Source organism: Bacillus sp. AR8-1, assembly GCF_008042345.1.
Classification (GTDB): Bacteria; Bacillota; Bacilli; order Bacillales; family Bacillaceae_G; genus Bacillus_A; species Bacillus_A cereus.
The window spans coordinates 1-20,444 of the sequence record NZ_QNUB01000013.1 but is presented as its reverse complement, the minus strand read 5'-3'; the positions used below and the strand labels follow the sequence as shown (position 1 = coordinate 20,444).

The window sequence follows — 20,444 nt, the reverse complement described above, 5'->3', positions numbered from 1 at the left end:
GTTACCTACTGTAACTGTTACTCTCCCTCTATTCTTCGTGCTTCACAAGTATTTTTTTCACCTTACGATCAAACTCTCTTCGAGTAATCATTACTGAATGGTCACATCCCTCGCACTTAATGCGGATATCCATTCCCATACGAATAATTTTCCAACGATTCTCGCCACATGGATGTGCTTTCTTCATTTCCACAACATCGTACAAGTTATATTCCTTTTGCTCCACTCTTCAAACTCCTCTCCATACTAAATTGCTTTTCCACTAACCAATTCTTCACGATTGTATAAAACCATACGTGGATATGGAATTTCAATTCCATGTAAATCAAGACGATTTTTAATCTCTTTACGAAGTGCCCTTGCAATAACTGCATGTTGCATCGGCTCTACTTCAGCGATAACGCGTAATATAACTTCTGATGCAGCTAACGTTTGCACACCTAATAATTGAGGTGTTGTTACCATTTTTTCATACTTTGAAGGTAACTCTACTAATAAATCTTCAATAACCTGTTCTGCTTTCGCAATATCAGCCTCATATGAAATAGATACATCAACAAACGCTACACTATTACTAACTGAGTAGTTAGTAACTTGAATAATACTTCCATTTGGTAAAGTATGAATTTCACCTGTCCAACTCTTTACTTTCGTTGTACGAAGTCCAATTTCTAAAACGACTCCTTCAAATTGACCGATTTTAACATAATCGCCAACTGAAAACTGATCTTCTAGCAAAATAAATAAACCTGTAATAACGTCTTTCACTAAACTTTGAGCACCAAATCCGACTGCTAAACCAATTACCCCGGCACCCGCTAATAAACCTGATGCATTAATATCAAACACACCTAAAATCGCAATTAGCATAATGAACATAACAACATACGCTACAATATTTTCAAGTAATTTCGCCACTGTAACTGTACGACGTTCTGAAATTTGAATTGGAGAACGACTCCCCATACGAAACGCATTTCGTACAACCGCTCTTGCAATTCGCACAACAACTGCACCAATTATTAAAATAATACATATTTTTAATGTCGCAACTCCAATATGAGCCCAACGATCAGCATCTAACAAATACTGTTTCGTAGAATTAAACCACTTCGTTAATAAATCCATGTACCTCTACCTCTCTAGCTAAAATTTCTTTTTAGTTATCCTTATTATTGTATCAGAAGTCCTCTAATTGCTGAAAAAATTTTATGATTTTAATCCTATTTTATCCCCGCCATTCAGGTATAAAATGGAACGAATATATATATACTAGTACTATTATTTCCGTTTTCATTCACATTTTGCAAAAATTACGCACTTATAGCTTTCCATTTTTCTCACCATATAACATATATTGAAAATTTATTAAAAGGATGGGTGCTTCATGAACATTGGAAGTTTTCGCTTACCATTTTTTGAGAAAGAAACTCAAAACGTTATGCACCAAGATCTAGAAGCCTCTGAGATAATCAGTAATTTCTTACTTACCCATATTCCTATTAAAACTAATATACCACTCATTCTCGTTTGTATCGGAACAGATCGTTCTACAGGTGACGCACTCGGCCCGTTAGTTGGTACAAAACTTGAACAAATAGACATAAAAAACCTCCAAATATTCGGTACACTAGATGAGCCAGTACATGCACTAAATTTAGAAGAAAAAATTCAGAATATACAGAAAAAACATCCTACTGCATTTATAATTGCTGTTGATGCATGTTTAGGAAAGTCCCAAAATATTGGGTCAATCACTACTGGAAAGGGACCTAGTAAACCGGGTGCTGCTATGAATAAGAAATTACCTGCAGTTGGTGATCTGCATATACACGGTATCGTCAATCTAAATGGGTTTATGGAGTTTTTCGTTCTTCAAAATACAAGATTAAGTTTAGTCATGAAAATGGCTGATGTAATCGCACAAAGTATAAAAGAGACGGATCAAAAATTATCCGCATTAAAAAAAGCAAACCATCTATAAATAATAAGATGGTTTGCTTTTTAATTTTTCTGTGCTAATAGTTCTAAAATACGATTTAAATCTTCTTTATTAAAAAATTCAATTTCGATTTTACCTTTTTCTTTTTTCGTCTCTTTAATTTTCACATCTGTGCCAAACTTTTCTCTTAAGAACGTTTCACGTTCTACGAAAAATATATTTCGCTCTTTTTTCACTTTTTTTGTTTCACGTGAAACGTGTTTATTAATCTCTTGGACGATTTTCTCTAATTGACGAACATTTAATCCTTCTTTTTCAATGCGTTTCAATAAGGACTTCAATTGTTCTTCGTCTTTTATCGTAAGTAAAGTTCTCCCATGAGCCATTGAAAGTTGACCATTTGCAATCATATCTTGGACGAACGAAGGGAGGCTTAATAACCGAGTATAATTTGCAATGTAAGGTCTGCTTTTGCCAAGACGTTTCGCTAATTGTTCTTGCGTTACATTTAGCTCATTCATTAACATCTGGTATGCCATTGCCTCTTCCATAGGATTTAAATCTTCTCGTTGTAAGTTTTCTAACAAAGCAAATTCCATCATTTGCTGTTCAGTTAATTGTCTTACAACCGCAGGTACCTTTTCTAAACCAGCCTCTTTTGCAGCACGAAATCGTCTTTCACCTGCAACGATTTCATATCCTTTAATACTCTTTCTAGCAATTAATGGTTGTAGAATACCGTGTTCCTTAATCGAAATTGCTAATTCCTGAATAGCCTCTTTATTAAAGTGTTTACGCGGTTGATATGGATTTGGCCTTAATTCAGTTACAATAATCTCCTGAATTGTTTCCTCTTCTTTCACATCTAAATCAGGAAAAAACACATTAATTCCTCTTCCTAATCCTTTAGCCACCTGCAATCACTTCCTCTGCTAAATCTATATATACTTCTGCTCCTCTTGATTTAGCGTCATACTGCATAATAGGTTTCCCATGACTTGGAGCCTCGCTCAAGCGTACATTACGCGGAATAATCGAGCGATATACTTTATCCCTAAAATACTTTTTCACTTCATCTATAACTTGGATCCCTAAATTTGTACGAGCATCCAACATTGTTAACAATACGCCTTGAATTGCTAAATTTTTATTTAAATGTTTTTGTACAAGTCGAACTGTATTTAATAGCTGACTTAATCCTTCTAGTGCATAATATTCACACTGTACAGGAATAATAACAGAATCTGCTGCTGTTAATGCATTAATCGTTAATAACCCTAAAGACGGGGGACAGTCGATAATAATATAATCATATTCATCACGAACTGGCTGTAATGCTCTTTGCAAACGTACTTCCCGGGAAATAGTCGGTACCAATTCAATTTCAGCACCAGCCAATTGAATTGTAGCGGGTAGAACATCTAAGTTTTCAGTTGCGGTTTTCTGTATAACCCCTTGAACATCTGCATCTTCCACAAGAACGTTGTAAATACATTGATCTAATTCAGATTTTTCAATTCCCACACCAGTCGTTGCATTTCCTTGAGCATCAATATCTACAAGAAGGACTTTTTTACCTACTTGCGCCAATCCAGCCCCTAAATTAACAGATGTTGTGGTTTTTCCAACACCGCCTTTTTGATTAGCAATAGCAATGATTTTTCCCATGATGTCACCTACTTTCAACCTTTCTATCTTATTCTAGTAACAATTACGTTTATTGTAACATGAAATAAAACTTTTTCTTTTACGTCCTTTATTAAACTTCAAAATTTATTTATAAACTCCTTCTTCATTTAACAAGAAAATATAGTAAAAGAGACCTCTCCAATAGGATAAGGTCTCTAACACGTCATTATTATTTTTTCTTTGGAATTTTAATTGTAATTTGATAGTACTCATCAAATTCTTCTTCCTCAGAATTAACATTTAAACCACTTTCAGTAACCATTTGTAAAGATTGTCTAATTGTATTCATAGCAATCCTCGTATCTCGACTTACTGCTTTTTGCTTTGCCTTACGCTTCGGTTTTGCTTCCTCTAGTAACTTCGCAATTCGTTCTTCTGTTTGCTTTACATTCAGTTGTTTCTCCACAATTTCCTGTAAAACCTTCAGTTGTAATTCCTCATTTTTTAAAGGAATGAGAGCGCGGGCATGACGTTCTGTAATGCTTTTTTCTAATAATGCACTTTTTATTTCTTCAGGCAACTTTAACAATCGCAACTTATTTGCGATTGTAGATTGTCCTTTTCCAAGTCGTTGTGCCAATGCTTCTTGTGTTAAATTATGTAACTCAATCAGCTTTTGATACGCCACAGCTTCCTCGATTGCCGTTAGTTCCTCACGTTGCAAGTTTTCAATTAAAGCTACAGAAGCTGTCTCTGTATCATTTAAGTTCTTTATAATTGCAGGAACCTTTTCCCAACCTAACTTTGTTGCCGCGCGAAAACGTCTTTCTCCAGCAATAATCTCATACTTATCGTCCTCATATTGCCTTACAACAATCGGCTGAATAAGTCCATGTGTACGAATCGTTAATGCTAGCTCATCAATACGCGCATCATCAAAAACTGTTCTTGGTTGATAACGGTTAGGGGTAATATTTACTATCGGAATTTCTTGTATTTCCTCATATACCTTTTTATCTATCTCTTCATGGCTTTCGTCTTGTAATTCGAATTCGCTCTCTTTATCTCCAAAGCCAAATAAACGAGAAAACGTATTTTTCATACATATTCCACCACCTTTTAGGCCTATTGACTATTCTCCATAAAATGTTTCCTATGAAACATTTACGTTTTCATTTATATAATTTAATCTTACGTCTAATAAGATTTATTTTTCAATAGGTAATTTATTGGGTGTTCCCGGTTTGCGTGGATATTTCTTTGGTGTCTTGCGCTTTTTCTCGATTAATAAAATATTACGTTCACTCTCTTCAAACGGTAATTGGAACGTAGACATCTCTTTTAACTCTCCGCCTAGCACCTCTAAAGCATACTTGCCATTTTCGATTTCTTCGTTTGCTGCTGCACCTTTCATTGCAATGAATGTTCCTCCAACTTTTACAAGTGGTAAGCATAGCTCACTTAATACAGAAAGACGCGCAACTGCACGTGCCATTACAATATCGTATGATTCACGTACACCTTCTTTTTTCCCAAATGTTTCAGCACGATCATGACAAAATGCAACATCACTTAATTCTAACTTTTGTGCTAAATGATTTAAGAAATTAATACGTTTTTGCAATGAATCTACAATTGTTACTTTTAAGTGCGGGAAACAGATTTTTAAAGGAATACTTGGGAATCCAGCCCCTGCACCAACATCACAAATTGAGAATGGTTTTGAAAAATCATAATAAAAAGCAGCTGTAATGGAATCAAAAAAGTGTTTTAAGTATACTTCTTCTTTTTCTGTAATAGCCGTTAAGTTCATTTTTTCATTCCACTCTACTAATGTTTCAAAGTAGATTTTGAACTGCTCTAATTGTCTAGAAGAGAGGGTGATTCCCTTCTCTTCTAGCATAGATTGAAATTGTTCTATGTTCATCTAGCAATATCTCCTTACTATGTTATTGGTTCGATACGCGCGCAATTTTTCCTTGTTCTATATACACAAGTAAAATGGAAATATCCGCTGGATTTACGCCAGAAATACGTGAAGCCTGCCCCATTGAAAGTGGACGAACATCTTTCAATTTCTGTCTAGCTTCTGAAGCAAGGCTAGAAATCGCGTCATAATCAATATCTACAGGGATTTTTTTACTCTCCATTTTCTTCATACGCTCTACTTGCTGTAAAGATTTTTCAATATATCCTTCGTACTTAATCTGAATTTCAACTTGTTCTGTAACTTCATCACTTAACTCTACTTCACTTGGTACTAAAAGATGAATATGCTCATATGTCATCTCTGGACGACGTAATAAGTCACTTGCACGTATTCCATCTTTCAATTCACTTCCGCCAATATTGCGAATTAATTCTTGAACTTCAGGACGTGGTTTAATAATAATGCTGCTTAAACGTTCCTTTTCCTGTTCAATTTGTAATTTTTTATTTGTAAATCGCTCATATCGCTCTTCTTTAATTAATCCAATTTCACGACCAACTTCAGTTAAACGAAGATCAGCATTATCGTGGCGTAATAATAGACGGTATTCTGCACGAGACGTTAATAAACGATATGGTTCATTTGTACCTTTCGTTACAAGATCATCAATTAAGACACCAATATAAGCATCCTCGCGGCCTAAAACAACTTCTTTTTTACCTAAAGAACGGCATGCTGCATTAATCCCAGCCATAAGCCCTTGTCCTGCCGCCTCTTCGTAACCAGAAGTTCCATTAATTTGTCCTGCTGTATATAAATTTTTAATCTTTTTCGTTTCAAGTGTTGGCCATAATTGTGTTGGCACAATTGCATCATATTCAATCGCATAACCTGTGCGCATCATTTCAACATTTTCTAGGCCTGGAATTGTTCTAAGCATGTCACGTTGTACATCTTCTGGTAGGCTTGTGGATAAACCTTGTACATATACTTCTTGTGTATTACGCCCTTCTGGCTCTAAGAAAATTTGATGACGTGGTTTGTCATTAAATCTTACTACTTTGTCTTCAATAGAAGGACAGTACCTAGGGCCTGTTCCTTTAATCATACCAGAATACATAGCTGAACGATGTAAATTTTCATCTATTAAACGGTGTGTTTCTGTACTTGTATATGTCAACCAACATGGAATTTGATCCATAATAAATTTCGTTGTTTCAAAAGAGAACGAACGCGGCTTATCATCACCTGGTTGAATTTCCGTTTTACTGTAGTCAATTGTATTACTGTTTACACGCGGAGGTGTCCCTGTTTTAAATCTAACAAGATCAAATCCAAGCTCCTCTAAATGCTCAGATAATGTAATAGACGGTTGTTGATTATTTGGACCGCTTGAATATTTTAAATCGCCCATGATAATCTCGCCACGTAAAAATGTTCCAGTCGTAATTACAACGGTTTTCGCTGTATATTCTGCACCAGCTTGTGTAACTACCCCTTTACATATACCTTCTTCAACGATTAAACGCTCTACCATTCCTTGGAACAACGTTAAGTTTGGTGTTTCTTCAATTGTTTTCTTCAATTCATGTTGGTAAGAGAATTTATCAGCTTGCGCTCGAAGTGCACGTACAGCTGGACCCTTACCTGTATTTAGCATACGCATTTGAATATGAGTTTTATCAATATTACGTCCCATTTCTCCGCCTAATGCATCAATTTCACGAACAACAATCCCTTTTGCTGGTCCACCAACAGAAGGGTTACATGGCATGAATGCTACCATATCTAAGTTAATTGTTAACATTAATGTTTTTGAGCCCATTCGTGCTGCCGCAAGACCAGCTTCACATCCTGCATGACCTGCACCGATTACTATGACATCGTATGAACCGGCATTGTATCCCATTGTTTATTCCTCCTAATAATCTCTATCTTTCTAAAACATCACTATATTATTTTCCTAAACAAAATTGAGAGAACAACTGGTCAATTAGGCTTTCATGGACTGTGTCACCAGTAATTTCACCAAGTATTTCCCACGTTCTTGTTAAATCAATTTGCACCATATCAATTGGTACACCATTTTCTATTGCCTCAATTGCATCACCGATTGTTTGTCCCGCTTGTGTTAATAATCCAATATGTCTCGCATTAGAAACATATGTCATATCTGTAGAATCGATTGTTCCTTCAAAGAATAAATCAGCTATTGCCTTTTCGAGTTCATCTATTCCTTGTTCCTCAATTAAGGATGTTGTAATAACACGATTTCCCTCGGCTAACTCTGTAACACGTTCCATATCAATCGCTTGCGGTAAATCAGTCTTATTCACAATAACAATAAAGTCTTTTCCTTGTACCGCATGGAATAGATCTTCATCCTCATTTGTTAAAGCCTCGCTATAGTTGACAACAACTAATACTAAATCTGCTTGGCTCATCATTTCTTTTGAACGCTCCACACCAATTCGTTCAACAACATCTTCTGTCTCACGAATACCGGCTGTATCTATAAGTTTAAGAGGTACGCCACGCACATTAACGTACTCTTCAATAACATCACGAGTTGTTCCTGCAATATCAGTTACAATTGCTTTTTTCTCCTGAACAAGGCTATTTAATAACGATGATTTTCCAACATTAGGCCTACCGATAATTGCTGTAGCAATACCTTCACGTAAGATTTTCCCTTGTTTTGATGTTTCTAATATTTTTTCGATTTCCGAACGAACATGCGTTGCTTTCTCAATTAAAATATTATGTGTCATCTCTTCTACATCATCGTATTCTGGATAATCTATATTTACCTCAACATGAGCTAATGTTTCTAATATTTCTTGACGTAAGCGACCAATTAATTTAGATAATCGCCCTTCCATTTGATTAATTGCTACATTCATCGCACGATCTGTTTTTGCTCGAATCAAATCCATAACAGCTTCTGCTTGTGATAAATCGATACGTCCATTTAAAAAAGCACGTTTTGTAAATTCGCCCGGTTCTGCCAATCGTACTCCTTGCGCTAGAATAAGTTGCAATACTTTATTTACTGAAACAAGTCCGCCATGACAGTTAATTTCCACTATATTTTCACGTGTAAAAGTCCTCGGTGCGCGCATAATAGACACCATAACTTCTTCAATAACTTGATTTGTATCTAAATCAACAATATGACCATAATGAATAGTATGAGAAGAAACCTCTGTTAAATCCTTCCCTTTAAAAATACGGTCAACTTTCTCAACCGCATCATCCCCACTTACTCGAACAATGGCAATTGCACCCTCTCCAAGCGCTGTGGAAATCGCAGCAATTGTATCAAATTCCATGTCCTTTCACCTCACTTGCTTATTTATCTCTATTTCAACATGATTATTTCTTTCACTAAATTATTAGGATACCATAACGAACCTATCTACAAAAGAAGAATAACTCATTTTATTATATCCCCATGTAAAAAACACTAAACTTATTCACAGTGGATAAGTTTAGTGTTTTTTAGTTATCCACATCTATTTTTCGCTCAAAAAAACCGGCACTCATTTGAGCAACCGGTCATTTAGGAGATATTACAACATGCCGATGTGGTTCATTTCCTTCAGAAGTTGTTTTGATACCTTGATGATTTGATAATGCCTGATGAATAATTTTTCGTTCAAAAGATGGCATCGGTTCTAAAATAACTCTTTTTTTCGTATTAGATACTTGTTTCGCTAATCGATAAGAAAGTGATTCTAACGTACTTTTTCTTTTACTACGATAATTTTCAGCATCTAGTGTAATACCTATATACTGCTTCGTGTTACGATTTGCGACAAGTTTTGTTAAATACTGTAAAGAGTTCAATGTATTACCTCTTTTTCCAATTAAAACTCCTACATCATCACCAGAAATTGTAAATTCAATCTCGCGTCCTTTTACAATTTTACTAATTTCAACTTCCACACCCATATTGTGAATAACATTTCTTAAATATTCTTCACATTCCTGAATTGGATCTTTCTTCAATACAACTTCTACTACTGCAAGACGATTCCCAAATAAACCTAAGAACCCTCTTTTACCCTCATCGACAATATTTATATCTACTCGATCTTTTGATGTGTTTAATTGCCTTAAAGCATCCTCTACTGCCAGCTCGACTGTTTGTCCTTTAGCAGTAATTATACTCACTTGCTTGAGCCTCCAGCTTTGTTAGCCTTAATCTCTGGCCCTTTGATAAAGTACATTTGAGCAATACCAAAGATATTACCAACAACCCAGTAAAGTGATAATGCAGCTGGGAAGTTAATTGCAAAGATTAAAATCATAATCGGCATAAGCCAAAGCATCATTGCCATTTGCGGATTTTGACCAGCTGTTCCTGCCATTGCAAGCTTTTGCTGAATAAATGTCGTAATTGCCGCAACAACTGGTAAGATATAGAACGGATCTGCCTGTCCTAAATCAAACCATAAAAATGTATGTTCACTAATTGCTGTTGTTCTCATAATCGCATGATAAAACGCGAATAAAATAGGCATCTGAACAAATATCGGTAAACATCCTGCCAATGGATTTACACCATTCTTTTGATATAACTGCATCATTTCTTGTTGTAGTTTTTGCTGCGTTGCTTGATCTTTAGAACTATATTTCTCTTTTAACTTCACCATTTCTGGTTGTAACGCTTGCATTGCCTTTGTACTCTTCGTTTGTTTAATCATTAATGGTAATAATGCAAAACGAATGATAAGAGTTGTAATAACAATTGCTAAACCGTAATTACTGTTAAATAAGTCGGCAAAATACGTGATTAACTGAGAAAGTGGATATACGAAATATTCATTCCAAATCCCAGTACTTTTCGATGTAATCGGCTGACCCGTTTCACTACAACCGGTGGCAATCGCCATTAATGCAACGACCATGGCTAGTAAACCTAATTTCTTTTTCAAAGCCTACTCCTCCTTGTATCGGTATGTATATAGTGTAATTCATTTCCTTACGCTACTTTTTTATTCTTTTCATACCAGAGCGTTTAAAGACATGAATTAAGCTTTTCTTTACTTCTTCATATGTCATCTCTGCACAAGGCTTCCTTGCTATTATAACAAAATCTTTTCCAGAATCTATCTCATCTTTTAACTCTGTAATAGCCTGACGGACCATGCGCTTAATTCGATTACGAACTACTGCATTTCCTATTTTCTTGCTAACAGAAAGGCCGATGCGAAAGTTTGGCTGTTCTTCTTTATCTAATTGGTATACAACAAACTGACGATTCGCATTTGATTTTCCTTTTTGAAAAACCGCCTGGAATTCATCATTCTTCTTTATACGATGTTTTTTCTTCATATCAATTGACACTCCTGTATTTCATCAGCGGAAATTCACTATTATTAGAAAAAAAGACCACTGAACGATCAGTGGTCTACGCAGATAATACTTTTCTTCCTTTACGACGACGAGCTGCTAGCACTTTACGTCCGTTCGCTGTGCTCATACGGCTGCGGAAACCATGTACTTTGCTGCGCTTACGTTTATTTGGTTGGTAAGTTCTTTTCATTATATGACACCTCCCTGAGGAATATCTGTTAAAGACAGTCCTATAAATTATAGTTAATTAACTAGGAAAATGTCAATGGTTCTAGAAATTTTCATCAAATATTCATTTTGAACCTATTCACATACTTTTTCACAGCATCTATATTTCCTTGTGGATAAATGTTTTTTCACGTTTTTTATATCCACAAACTTTTTTCCCACTTTTACACAGTATATCGTGTTGTGGACAAGTTTATTCCACAAGGTATTGATTTTGTGGATAACTTTCTTAAATTCATTGCTATAGCCACTTTTTTTTGATATTATAGTTGTGTTTTCACTTTGAATAAGTTTTCCACACCTTTATCTTATCCACAATTTGTGTATAACATGTGGACAGTTTTAATCACATGTGGGTAAATAGTTGTCCACATTTGCTTTTTTTGTCGAAAACCCTATCTCATATACAAACGACGTTTTTAGGTTTTAAAATACGTTTCGTATAAATATACATTTTATATTTATTAGGTTGTACATTTGTTGCGCAACCTTATTCTTTTACCATCTTAGTAAAGGAGGGACACCTTTGGAAAATATCTCTGATTTATGGAATAGTGCCTTAAAAGAATTAGAAAAAAAGGTAAGCAAGCCTAGTTATGAAACATGGTTAAAATCAACAACGGCTCATAACTTGAAGAAAGACGTATTAACGATTACAGCTCCAAATGAATTTGCTCGTGACTGGCTAGAATCTCATTACTCAGAACTAATTTCGGAAACACTATACGATTTAACAGGGGCAAAATTAGCAATTCGCTTTATTATTCCCCAAAGTCAATCGGAAGAGGACATTGATCTTCCTCCAGTTAAGCGGAATCCAGCACAAGATGATTCAGCTCATTTACCACAGAGCATGTTAAATCCAAAATATACATTTGATACATTTGTTATCGGCTCTGGTAACCGTTTTGCCCATGCAGCTTCATTAGCTGTAGCCGAGGCGCCAGCTAAAGCGTATAATCCACTCTTTATTTACGGGGGAGTTGGGCTTGGAAAGACGCATTTAATGCACGCAATTGGTCATTATGTAATTGAACATAATCCAAATGCAAAAGTTGTATATTTATCATCAGAAAAATTCACGAATGAATTTATTAACTCTATTCGTGATAATAAAGCTGTTGATTTTCGTAATAAATATCGCAACGTAGATGTTTTATTGATAGATGATATTCAATTTCTTGCTGGAAAAGAACAAACTCAAGAAGAGTTTTTCCATACATTTAATGCATTACACGAAGAAAGTAAACAAATTGTAATTTCTAGTGATCGACCACCAAAAGAAATTCCAACTTTAGAAGATCGTCTTCGTTCTCGCTTTGAATGGGGACTTATTACAGATATTACGCCGCCAGATTTAGAGACACGAATTGCAATTTTACGCAAAAAGGCAAAAGCTGAAGGGCTTGATATACCAAATGAAGTTATGCTTTATATCGCAAATCAAATTGATTCAAATATTCGTGAATTAGAAGGTGCACTTATCCGAGTTGTAGCTTATTCATCTTTAATTAATAAAGATATTAATGCTGATTTAGCAGCTGAAGCACTTAAAGATATTATTCCAAATTCTAAGCCGAAAATTATCTCTATTTATGATATTCAAAAAGCTGTCGGAGACGTTTATCAAGTAAAATTAGAAGATTTTAAAGCGAAAAAACGCACAAAATCAGTTGCGTTTCCTCGCCAAATTGCAATGTATTTATCACGCGAACTTACGGATTCCTCTTTACCAAAAATAGGTGAAGAATTTGGTGGACGTGATCATACAACAGTTATCCATGCCCATGAAAAAATTTCTAAACTACTAAAAACCGATACGCAATTACAAAAGCAAGTTGAAGAAATTAATGGTATTTTAAAGTAGTAGCTGAATAGTGTGAATAACTTACCTTGTTTTACGCACAGTCTATCCACATGTAGATAGACTGTTTTTACATCCTTCAAAGGGGTTATCCACATATCCACAAGCCCTATTACTATTACTACTATTTTTTTATCTTTATTAATTAAATAAAATCTTATACTTACCGGAGGTTTTTCTTTATGCGTTTTACAATACAAAAAGACTATCTTGTAAGAGGTGTACAAGATGTAATGAAGGCAGTTTCTTCTCGTACAACAATCCCTATCCTTACAGGAATTAAAGTTGTAGCTACTGAAGAAGGGGTTACATTAACAGGAAGTGATGCTGATATTTCTATTGAATCGTTTATTCCTGTCGAAGAAAATGGAAAAGAAATCGTAGAAATAGCTCAATCAGGAAGCATTGTTTTACAAGCAAAATATTTTAGTGAGATTGTAAAAAAACTACCTAAAGATACTGTCGAAATTTCTGTGGAAAATCATTTTATGACAAAAATAAAATCTGGAAAATCAGAATTTAACTTAAATGGTTTAGATTCTGCAGAATATCCGTTATTACCACAGATTGAAGAACATCATGTATTTAAGATACCAACAGATTTACTTAAGCATATGATCAGACAAACTGTATTTGCAGTTTCTACTTCTGAAACAAGACCAATCTTGACAGGTGTAAACTGGAAGGTATATAACAGCGAGTTAACTTGTATTGCAACAGATAGTCATAGACTAGCACTTCGAAAAGCGAAAATCGAAGGACATAATATTGCAGATGAATTTCAAGCTAATGTTGTTATCCCAGGTAAGAGCTTAAATGAATTAAGTAAGATTCTAGATGAGTCTGAAGAAATGGTAGATATCGTTATTACGGAGTATCAAGTATTATTCCGTACAAAACATTTATTATTCTTCTCAAGATTGTTAGAAGGAAATTATCCAGATACAACACGTTTAATTCCAGCAGAGAGTAAAACGGATATTTTTGTGAATACAAAAGAATTCCTACAAGCAATTGATCGTGCTTCACTATTAGCGAGAGATGGCCGCAATAACGTTGTCAAATTATCAACTTTAGAGCAAGAAATGCTAGAGATTTCTTCGAATTCACCAGAAATCGGAAAAGTTGTCGAAGAAGTACAATGTGAAAAAGTGGATGGAGAAGAGTTAAAAATATCTTTTAGTGCAAAATATATGATGGATGCATTGAAAGCCTTGGATAGTACAGAGATTAAAGTTAGTTTTACTGGGGCGATGAGACCGTTCTTAATTCGTACAGTAAATGATGATTCAATTATTCAATTAATTTTACCAGTTCGTACTTACTAGGTAAGGAATAAGGGTTGCTAGTTTAAAGATGCTAGTGGCCCTTATTTGATTTTTGGGTATTACTTTCCTAATGTTAGTTTATTTAGTACAATGAAAGAATGAACACTTTCAGAAAGTGAGCGATTTTATGAAACATATTAAAATTTCAACAGAGTATATTACACTAGGACAATTTTTAAAGTTAGCTGATGTAATTGATACAGGTGGCGCTGTAAAATGGTTTTTACAAGAATATGAAGTGTACGTGAACAACGAACTTGAAAATAGAAGAGGTCGCAAACTATATGCGAATGATGTTATTGAAATTCCAGGAAGCGGAACTTTCCAAGTTCAGGCATAAAGGGGGAGCCCTTTGTTTATTTCAGAAATACAATTAAAAAACTATCGCAATTATGAAAAATTAGAGCTTTCCTTTGAAGATAAGGTAAATGTAATTATCGGCGAAAATGCACAAGGGAAAACAAACTTGATGGAAGCTATTTATGTTTTAGCGATGGCGAAATCTCATAGAACCTCTAATGATCGCGAACTTATCCGCTGGGATGAAGAGTTTGGTCAAATAAAAGGGAAATTACAAAAAAGAAACAGTTCTTTGTCTTTGGAATTAAATATTTCGAAAAAAGGTAAAAAGGCAAAATTAAATCAACTTGAACAACAAAAGTTAAGTCAATATATTGGCGTGATGAACGTTGTCATGTTTGCCCCAGAAGATTTAAATCTTGTAAAAGGAAGCCCTCAAGTAAGAAGACGCTTTTTAGATATGGAATTAGGACAAATAGCTCCTGTATATTTGTATGAATTAAGTCAATATCAAAAGGTGCTCACGCAACGAAATCACTTGTTGAAAAAAATGCAAGGGAATAGTAAGAATGAGGAAACGATGTTGGATGTATTTACCCTTCAACTAATTGAGCATGGTGCAAAAATACTGCAAAAACGTTTTGAATTTTTGCATTTGCTACAGGAATGGGCAGCTCCAATTCATCGCGGTATAAGCCGTGGATTAGAAGAGTTAGAAATTGTCTATAAACCAAGTGTAGATGTATCAGAATCAATGGATTTGTCGAAAATAAAAGAAGTATACTATGAAAGTTTTCAATCTGTGAAACAACGTGAAATTTTCCGTGGTACGACTTTAATTGGTCCTCATCGTGATGATTTACAATTCTTCGTTAATAGTAAAAATGTTCAAGTCTTTGGTTCGCAAGGACAACAACGAACGACCGCACTATCCCTAAAATTAGCTGAAATTGAATTAATTTATTCAGAGGTTAAAGAATATCCAATCCTTTTACTGGATGATGTTTTATCAGAATTAGACGATTATCGTCAATCACATCTGTTAAATACAATTCAAGGAAAGGTGCAAACATTTGTTACAACGACGAGTGTCGACGGAATTGAACACGAAACATTAAAAGATGCGAAAACAATTCATGTAACGAACGGCACGGTAGATTGTGAAATAGATAGGGCATAAACCCCTGTTTAAATGGAAAAGTAGGTGATCTTTGTGTCAATGGAACAAAAACAAATGCAAGAAAATGCATATGATGAAAGTCAGATACAGGTACTTGAAGGACTAGAGGCAGTTCGGAAACGTCCGGGTATGTATATTGGATCTACGAGTGGGAAGGGACTTCACCACCTTGTATGGGAGATTGTCGATAATAGTATCGATGAAGCATTAGCAGGATATTGCGATGAAATTAACGTTAGTATCGAAGAAGATAATAGTATTCTTGTAACGGATAATGGACGTGGTATTCCAGTTGGTATACAAGAAAAAATGGGACGTCCTGCAGTAGAGGTTATTATGACTGTCCTCCACGCTGGTGGTAAATTTGGCGGTGGCGGTTATAAAGTTTCTGGTGGTTTGCACGGTGTTGGTGCATCTGTTGTAAATGCCTTATCAACAGAATTAGAAGTATTTGTACATCGTGATGGCAAAATCCATTACCAAAAATACGAAAGAGGTATTCCGGTTGCAGATTTAAAAGTCATCGGTGATACAGATAAGACTGGAACAATAACTCGCTTTAAACCGGATCCAGAAATTTTTAAAGAGACGACAGAATATGAATTCGATACGCTAGCGACTCGTATGCGTGAGTTGGCGTTTTTAAATCGTAATATTAAATTAACAATTGAAGATAAACGTGAACATAAGCAAAAGAAAGAGTTCCACTATGAAGGTGGAATTAAATCATATGTTGAACATTTAAATCGTTCAAAACAACCAATTCATGAAGAGCCTGTATATGTAGAAGGTTCAAAAGATGGTATTCAAGTTGAAGTTGCGCTTCAATATAACGAAGGATATACAAATCATATTTACTCATTTACAAATAATATTCATACGTATGAAGGTGGTACACATGAGGTAGGATTTAAAACTGCCTTAACACGTGTGATTAACGATTATGGTCGTAAAAATAACATTTTAAAAGATGCGGATAGTAATTTGACTGGTGAAGATGTTCGTGAAGGTTTAACAGCAATCGTGTCAATTAAACATCCAAATCCACAATTTGAAGGGCAAACGAAGACGAAACTTGGAAATAGTGAAGCGAGAACGATTACGGAGTCAGTATTCTCTGAGGCTTTTGAAAAATTCTTACTGGAAAATCCCAATGTTGCACGTAAGGTTGTAGATAAAGGGACGATGGCAGCACGTGCGCGTGTAGCAGCTAAAAAGGCTCGTGAGCTAACTCGCCGAAAGAGTGCTTTAGAAGTTTCAAGTTTACCAGGGAAATTGGCAGATTGTTCTTCTAAAGATCCAGCAATTAGTGAAATTTATATCGTAGAGGGTGACTCTGCGGGTGGATCTGCAAAACAAGGACGCGATCGTCATTTTCAAGCAATTTTACCGCTGAAGGGTAAAATTATTAATGTTGAAAAGGCACGCTTAGATAAGATTTTATCAAATGATGAAGTTCGTACAATTATTACGGCGATTGGTACAAATATTGGTGGGGACTTCGATATCGAAAAAGCACGCTATCATAAAGTTATTATTATGACCGATGCTGATGTTGATGGTGCGCATATTCGTACCCTATTATTAACGTTCTTCTATCGTTATATGCGTCAAATAATTGAGTGTGGATATATATATATCGCACAGCCACCTTTGTTTAAAGTGCAACAAGGTAAAAAAATTCAATATGCTTATAATGATAAAGAACTTGAAAAAATATTAGCTGAGTTACCAGCCCAGCCGAAACCAGGAATTCAACGTTATAAAGGTCTTGGAGAGATGAATCCAACTCAGCTATGGGAGACGACAATGGATCCAGAAGTACGTTCGTTACTTCAAGTTTCCCTTCAAGATGCAATAGAAGCAGATGAAACATTTGAAATTTTAATGGGTGATAAAGTGGAACCGCGTCGTAACTTTATCCAAGAGAATGCAAAATACGTGAAAAACCTTGATATTTAAATGAGTAATGACAGGAATCTAAGTATTCCTGTCTTCTACATATAAATCAATGTATGTGTAACGGAAATGTAAGAGGAGGTGCTCGTTGATGTCAGACAATCAACAACAAGCACGAATTCGAGAAATTAATATTAGTCATGAAATGCGTACCTCATTTTTAGATTACGCAATGAGTGTTATCGTATCTCGTGCATTACCAGATGTTCGTGATGGATTAAAACCTGTGCATCGTAGGGTTTTATATGCGATGAATGATTTAGGAATTACAGCTGATAAAGCGTATAAGAAATCAGCACGTATTGTCGGTGAAGTAATCGGTAAGTATCACCCTCATGGAGATTCAGCCGTTTATGAAACAATGGTACGTATGGCGCAAGATTTCAGTCAACGTTATATGCTTGTAGATGGGCATGGTAACTTCGGTTCTGTAGATGGAGATTCAGCAGCGGCAATGCGTTATACAGAGGCAAGAATGTCTAAGATTTCTATGGAATTAATACGTGATATTTCAAAAAATACAATTGATTACCAAGATAACTACGATGGTTCGGAAAGAGAGCCGATTGTATTACCAGCGCGTTTCCCTAATTTATTAGTAAACGGTACGACAGGTATTGCAGTTGGTATGGCAACAAATATTCCGCCGCATCAACTTGGCGAAGTAATTGATGGTGTGTTGGCATTAAGCCATAATCCAGATATCACTATCGCGGAATTAATGGAATATATTCCTGGGCCAGACTTCCCGACATCAGGTTTAATCTTAGGGCGAAGTGGCATCCGTAGAGCTTATGAAACAGGACGAGGTTCTATTATGCTTCGTGCCAAAGTTGAAATTGAAGAGAAATCAAATGGTAAACAATCTATTATCGTAACGGAACTACCTTATCAAGTTAATAAGGCACGATTAATTGAAAAAATCGCAGAATTAGTTCGCGATAAGAAAATTGAAGGTATTACAGATTTACGTGATGAATCAGACCGAAATGGTATGCGTATTGTCATGGAAGTACGTCGTGACGCTAATGCAAACGTACTATTAAACAATCTATATAAACATACAGCACTTCAAACAAGTTTCGGTATTAATATGTTGTCTCTTGTAAATGGAGAGCCTCAAGTACTAAACTTAAAACAAAACTTATATCATTATTTGGAGCACCAGAAGGTAGTAATCCGTAGACGTACTGCTTATGAATTAGAAAAAGCAGAGGCACGTGCCCATATTTTAGAAGGATTACGAATTGCTTTAGATCATCTTGATGAAGTTATTACGTTAATTCGTAGTTCAAAAACGGCTGATATTGCAAAGCAAGGCTTAATGGAACGTTTCGGTTTAAGTGAGAAACAAGCGCAAGCGATTTTAGATATGCGTCTGCAACGCTTAACTGGATTAGAACGTGAAAAAATCGAGCAAGAATATCAAGACTTAATGAAATTAATTGCTGAATTAAAAGCGATTTTAGCAGATGAAGAGAAAGTTCTTGAGATTATTCGTGAAGAATTAACAGAAGTAAAAGAGCGTTTCAATGATAAGAGACGAACAGAAATTACAATTGGCGGTATGGAATTTATTGAAGATGAAGATTTAATTCCTGAGCAAAACATTGCGATTACGTTAACTCATAACGGTTATATTAAGAGGTTACCAGCTTCTACGTACAAAACACAGAACCGTGGGGGACGTGGTGTACAAGGAATGGGTACGAATGATGATGACTTTGTTGAACACTTATTAACAACGTCTACTCATGATCATATTTTATTCTTTACAAACAAGGGTAAAGTATACCGTACGAAAGGATATGAAATCCCAGAGTATAGTCGTACTGCAAAAGGGCTACCAATTATTAACCTATTAGGGGTAGATAAGGGTGAGTGGATCAATGCCATTATTCCAATTCGTGAATTTGGTGACGACCAGTTCTTATTCTTTACAACGAAACAAGGTATTTCTAAGAGAACGCCACTTTCATCATTTGCAAATATACGTACAAACGGTTTAATTGCAATTTCGCTTCGTGAAGAAGATGAAGTGATTTCTGTACGTTTAACATCTGGCGATAAAGATATTATCGTAGGGACAAGCAACGGTATGTTAATTCGCTTCAATGAACAAGATGTACGTTCTATGGGCCGTAATGCAGCTGGTGTAAAAGCTATTACATTAGGCGAAGAGGACCAAGTAGTAGGTATGGAAATTGTTGAAGAAGATACGAATGTTTTAATTGTAACGAAAAACGGGTATGGTAAGCGTACTCCAGTTGAAGAGTATCGACTACAAAGTCGTGGTGGTAAAGGTCTTAAGACTTGTAACATTACAGATAAAAACGGTAAGTTAGTAGCGGTTAAGTCTGTAACAGGTGAAGAAGACATCATGCTAATTACAGCCGCAGGCGTTATTATTCGTATGCCAGTTGATCAAATCTCTCAAATGGGACGTAATACACAAGGTGTTCGTCTAATTCGTTTAGAGGATGAGCAAGAGGTAGCGACAGTAGCAAAAGCACAGAAAGATGAAGAAGAAGAATCTAATGAAGAGGTTTCTTCTGAAGAATAAGAGGGGGATTTTCCCCCTCTTATTTTTTTATAATAATACTTGCATAGTAATAGAAAAGTCTATATAATAGGCAAAGTCAGCAAATGAGAGATACAAATTATCTTGAAAAACTTGTTGACGAAAATAATATACTATGATATATTATAAAAGTCGCTGAAAC

Annotated in this window: 19 protein-coding genes; 7 read left to right on the top strand and 12 right to left on the bottom strand. The window is 35.4% G+C overall.

The features are described from left to right. Positions 1-28: 28 nt before the first annotated feature. Complete coding sequence (locus DN400_RS08100; protein WP_000435486.1) at positions 29-226, bottom strand: DUF951 domain-containing protein; 198 nt, start codon at positions 224-226, stop codon at positions 29-31. Positions 227-246: 20 nt separating this feature from the next. After that, positions 247-1,128, bottom strand: coding sequence for a mechanosensitive ion channel family protein (locus tag DN400_RS08095; RefSeq protein ID WP_000365111.1), 882 nt, complete (start codon positions 1,126-1,128; stop codon positions 247-249). Positions 1,129-1,387: 259 nt separating this feature from the next. Between DN400_RS08095 and yyaC the strand changes: the two genes are divergently transcribed. Then, positions 1,388-1,984 carry a spore protease YyaC gene (gene yyaC / locus DN400_RS08090; protein WP_001020709.1) on the top strand — a complete coding sequence of 199 codons (597 nt, stop codon included), beginning with the start codon at positions 1,388-1,390 and terminating at the stop codon, positions 1,982-1,984. Positions 1,985-2,004: 20 nt separating this feature from the next. On the opposite strand, the gene spo0J is transcribed toward yyaC, so the two are convergent. The 10 genes from spo0J to rpmH all read right to left on the bottom strand — a co-directional run bounded on the left by spo0J (position 2,005) and on the right by rpmH (position 11,052). Then, positions 2,005-2,856 carry a stage 0 sporulation protein Spo0J gene (spo0J, locus tag DN400_RS08085; RefSeq protein WP_001051823.1) on the bottom strand — a complete coding sequence of 284 codons (852 nt, stop codon included), beginning with the start codon at positions 2,854-2,856 and terminating at the stop codon, positions 2,005-2,007. Next, positions 2,849-3,610: a sporulation initiation inhibitor protein Soj gene (gene soj, locus DN400_RS08080; RefSeq protein WP_000516114.1), complete on the bottom strand. Its 762-nt coding sequence runs from the start codon at positions 3,608-3,610 to the stop codon at positions 2,849-2,851. The genes spo0J and soj overlap by 8 nt, the downstream gene beginning before the upstream one ends. A 190-nt stretch (positions 3,611-3,800) precedes the next feature. Then, a complete protein-coding gene (gene noc / locus DN400_RS08075) occupies positions 3,801-4,673 on the bottom strand; it encodes a nucleoid occlusion protein (RefSeq protein WP_000799016.1) in 873 nt (290 codons plus the stop codon). A 105-nt stretch (positions 4,674-4,778) separates the two neighbouring features. Beyond that, a complete protein-coding gene (rsmG, locus tag DN400_RS08070) occupies positions 4,779-5,498 on the bottom strand; it encodes a 16S rRNA (guanine(527)-N(7))-methyltransferase RsmG (RefSeq protein WP_001019628.1) in 720 nt (239 codons plus the stop codon). Positions 5,499-5,520: 22 nt separating this feature from the next. Next, a complete protein-coding gene (mnmG, locus tag DN400_RS08065; protein ID WP_000541052.1) occupies positions 5,521-7,410 on the bottom strand; it encodes a tRNA uridine-5-carboxymethylaminomethyl(34) synthesis enzyme MnmG in 1,890 nt (629 codons plus the stop codon). A gap of 46 nt (positions 7,411-7,456) precedes the next feature. Next, positions 7,457-8,833 carry a tRNA uridine-5-carboxymethylaminomethyl(34) synthesis GTPase MnmE gene (mnmE, locus tag DN400_RS08060; RefSeq protein WP_000393762.1) on the bottom strand — a complete coding sequence of 459 codons (1,377 nt, stop codon included), beginning with the start codon at positions 8,831-8,833 and terminating at the stop codon, positions 7,457-7,459. A 226-nt stretch (positions 8,834-9,059) separates the two neighbouring features. Beyond that, entirely contained in the window at positions 9,060-9,677 is a 618-nt protein-coding gene (gene jag / locus DN400_RS08055; protein ID WP_097913149.1) for an RNA-binding cell elongation regulator Jag/EloR, read from the bottom strand. After that, positions 9,674-10,441, bottom strand: a complete 768-nt coding sequence (spoIIIJ, locus tag DN400_RS08050; protein WP_000727740.1) for a YidC family membrane integrase SpoIIIJ — start codon at positions 10,439-10,441, stop codon at positions 9,674-9,676. Before spoIIIJ ends, jag begins: the two co-directional genes overlap by 4 nt. Before the next feature lie 52 nt (positions 10,442-10,493). Then, positions 10,494-10,841, bottom strand: a complete 348-nt coding sequence (gene rnpA / locus DN400_RS08045; RefSeq protein WP_000726621.1) for a ribonuclease P protein component — start codon at positions 10,839-10,841, stop codon at positions 10,494-10,496. A gap of 76 nt (positions 10,842-10,917) precedes the next feature. After that, complete coding sequence (gene rpmH / locus DN400_RS08040; RefSeq protein ID WP_000831901.1) at positions 10,918-11,052, bottom strand: 50S ribosomal protein L34; 135 nt, start codon at positions 11,050-11,052, stop codon at positions 10,918-10,920. Positions 11,053-11,616: 564 nt separating this feature from the next. On the opposite strand from rpmH, the gene dnaA reads away from it, so the two are divergent. The 6 genes from dnaA to gyrA all read left to right on the top strand — a co-directional run bounded on the left by dnaA (position 11,617) and on the right by gyrA (position 20,284). Next, positions 11,617-12,957, top strand: a complete 1,341-nt coding sequence (dnaA, locus tag DN400_RS08035) for a chromosomal replication initiator protein DnaA (RefSeq protein WP_000428028.1) — start codon at positions 11,617-11,619, stop codon at positions 12,955-12,957. Between the two features lie 179 nt (positions 12,958-13,136). Beyond that, positions 13,137-14,282 carry a DNA polymerase III subunit beta gene (gene dnaN / locus DN400_RS08030; RefSeq protein WP_001212886.1) on the top strand — a complete coding sequence of 382 codons (1,146 nt, stop codon included), beginning with the start codon at positions 13,137-13,139 and terminating at the stop codon, positions 14,280-14,282. 127 nt (positions 14,283-14,409) lie between these two features. After that, positions 14,410-14,622 carry a S4 domain-containing protein YaaA gene (gene yaaA / locus DN400_RS08025; RefSeq protein WP_000680510.1) on the top strand — a complete coding sequence of 71 codons (213 nt, stop codon included), beginning with the start codon at positions 14,410-14,412 and terminating at the stop codon, positions 14,620-14,622. A 12-nt stretch (positions 14,623-14,634) separates the two neighbouring features. Beyond that, positions 14,635-15,762, top strand: coding sequence for a DNA replication/repair protein RecF (gene recF / locus DN400_RS08020; RefSeq protein WP_000470755.1), 1,128 nt, complete (start codon positions 14,635-14,637; stop codon positions 15,760-15,762). Positions 15,763-15,801: 39 nt separating this feature from the next. Further along, positions 15,802-17,724, top strand: a complete 1,923-nt coding sequence (gyrB, locus tag DN400_RS08015; RefSeq protein ID WP_000435980.1) for a DNA topoisomerase (ATP-hydrolyzing) subunit B — start codon at positions 15,802-15,804, stop codon at positions 17,722-17,724. Positions 17,725-17,812: 88 nt separating this feature from the next. Next, positions 17,813-20,284: a DNA gyrase subunit A gene (gene gyrA / locus DN400_RS08010; protein WP_001282866.1), complete on the top strand. Its 2,472-nt coding sequence runs from the start codon at positions 17,813-17,815 to the stop codon at positions 20,282-20,284. Positions 20,285-20,444 lie beyond the last annotated feature (160 nt).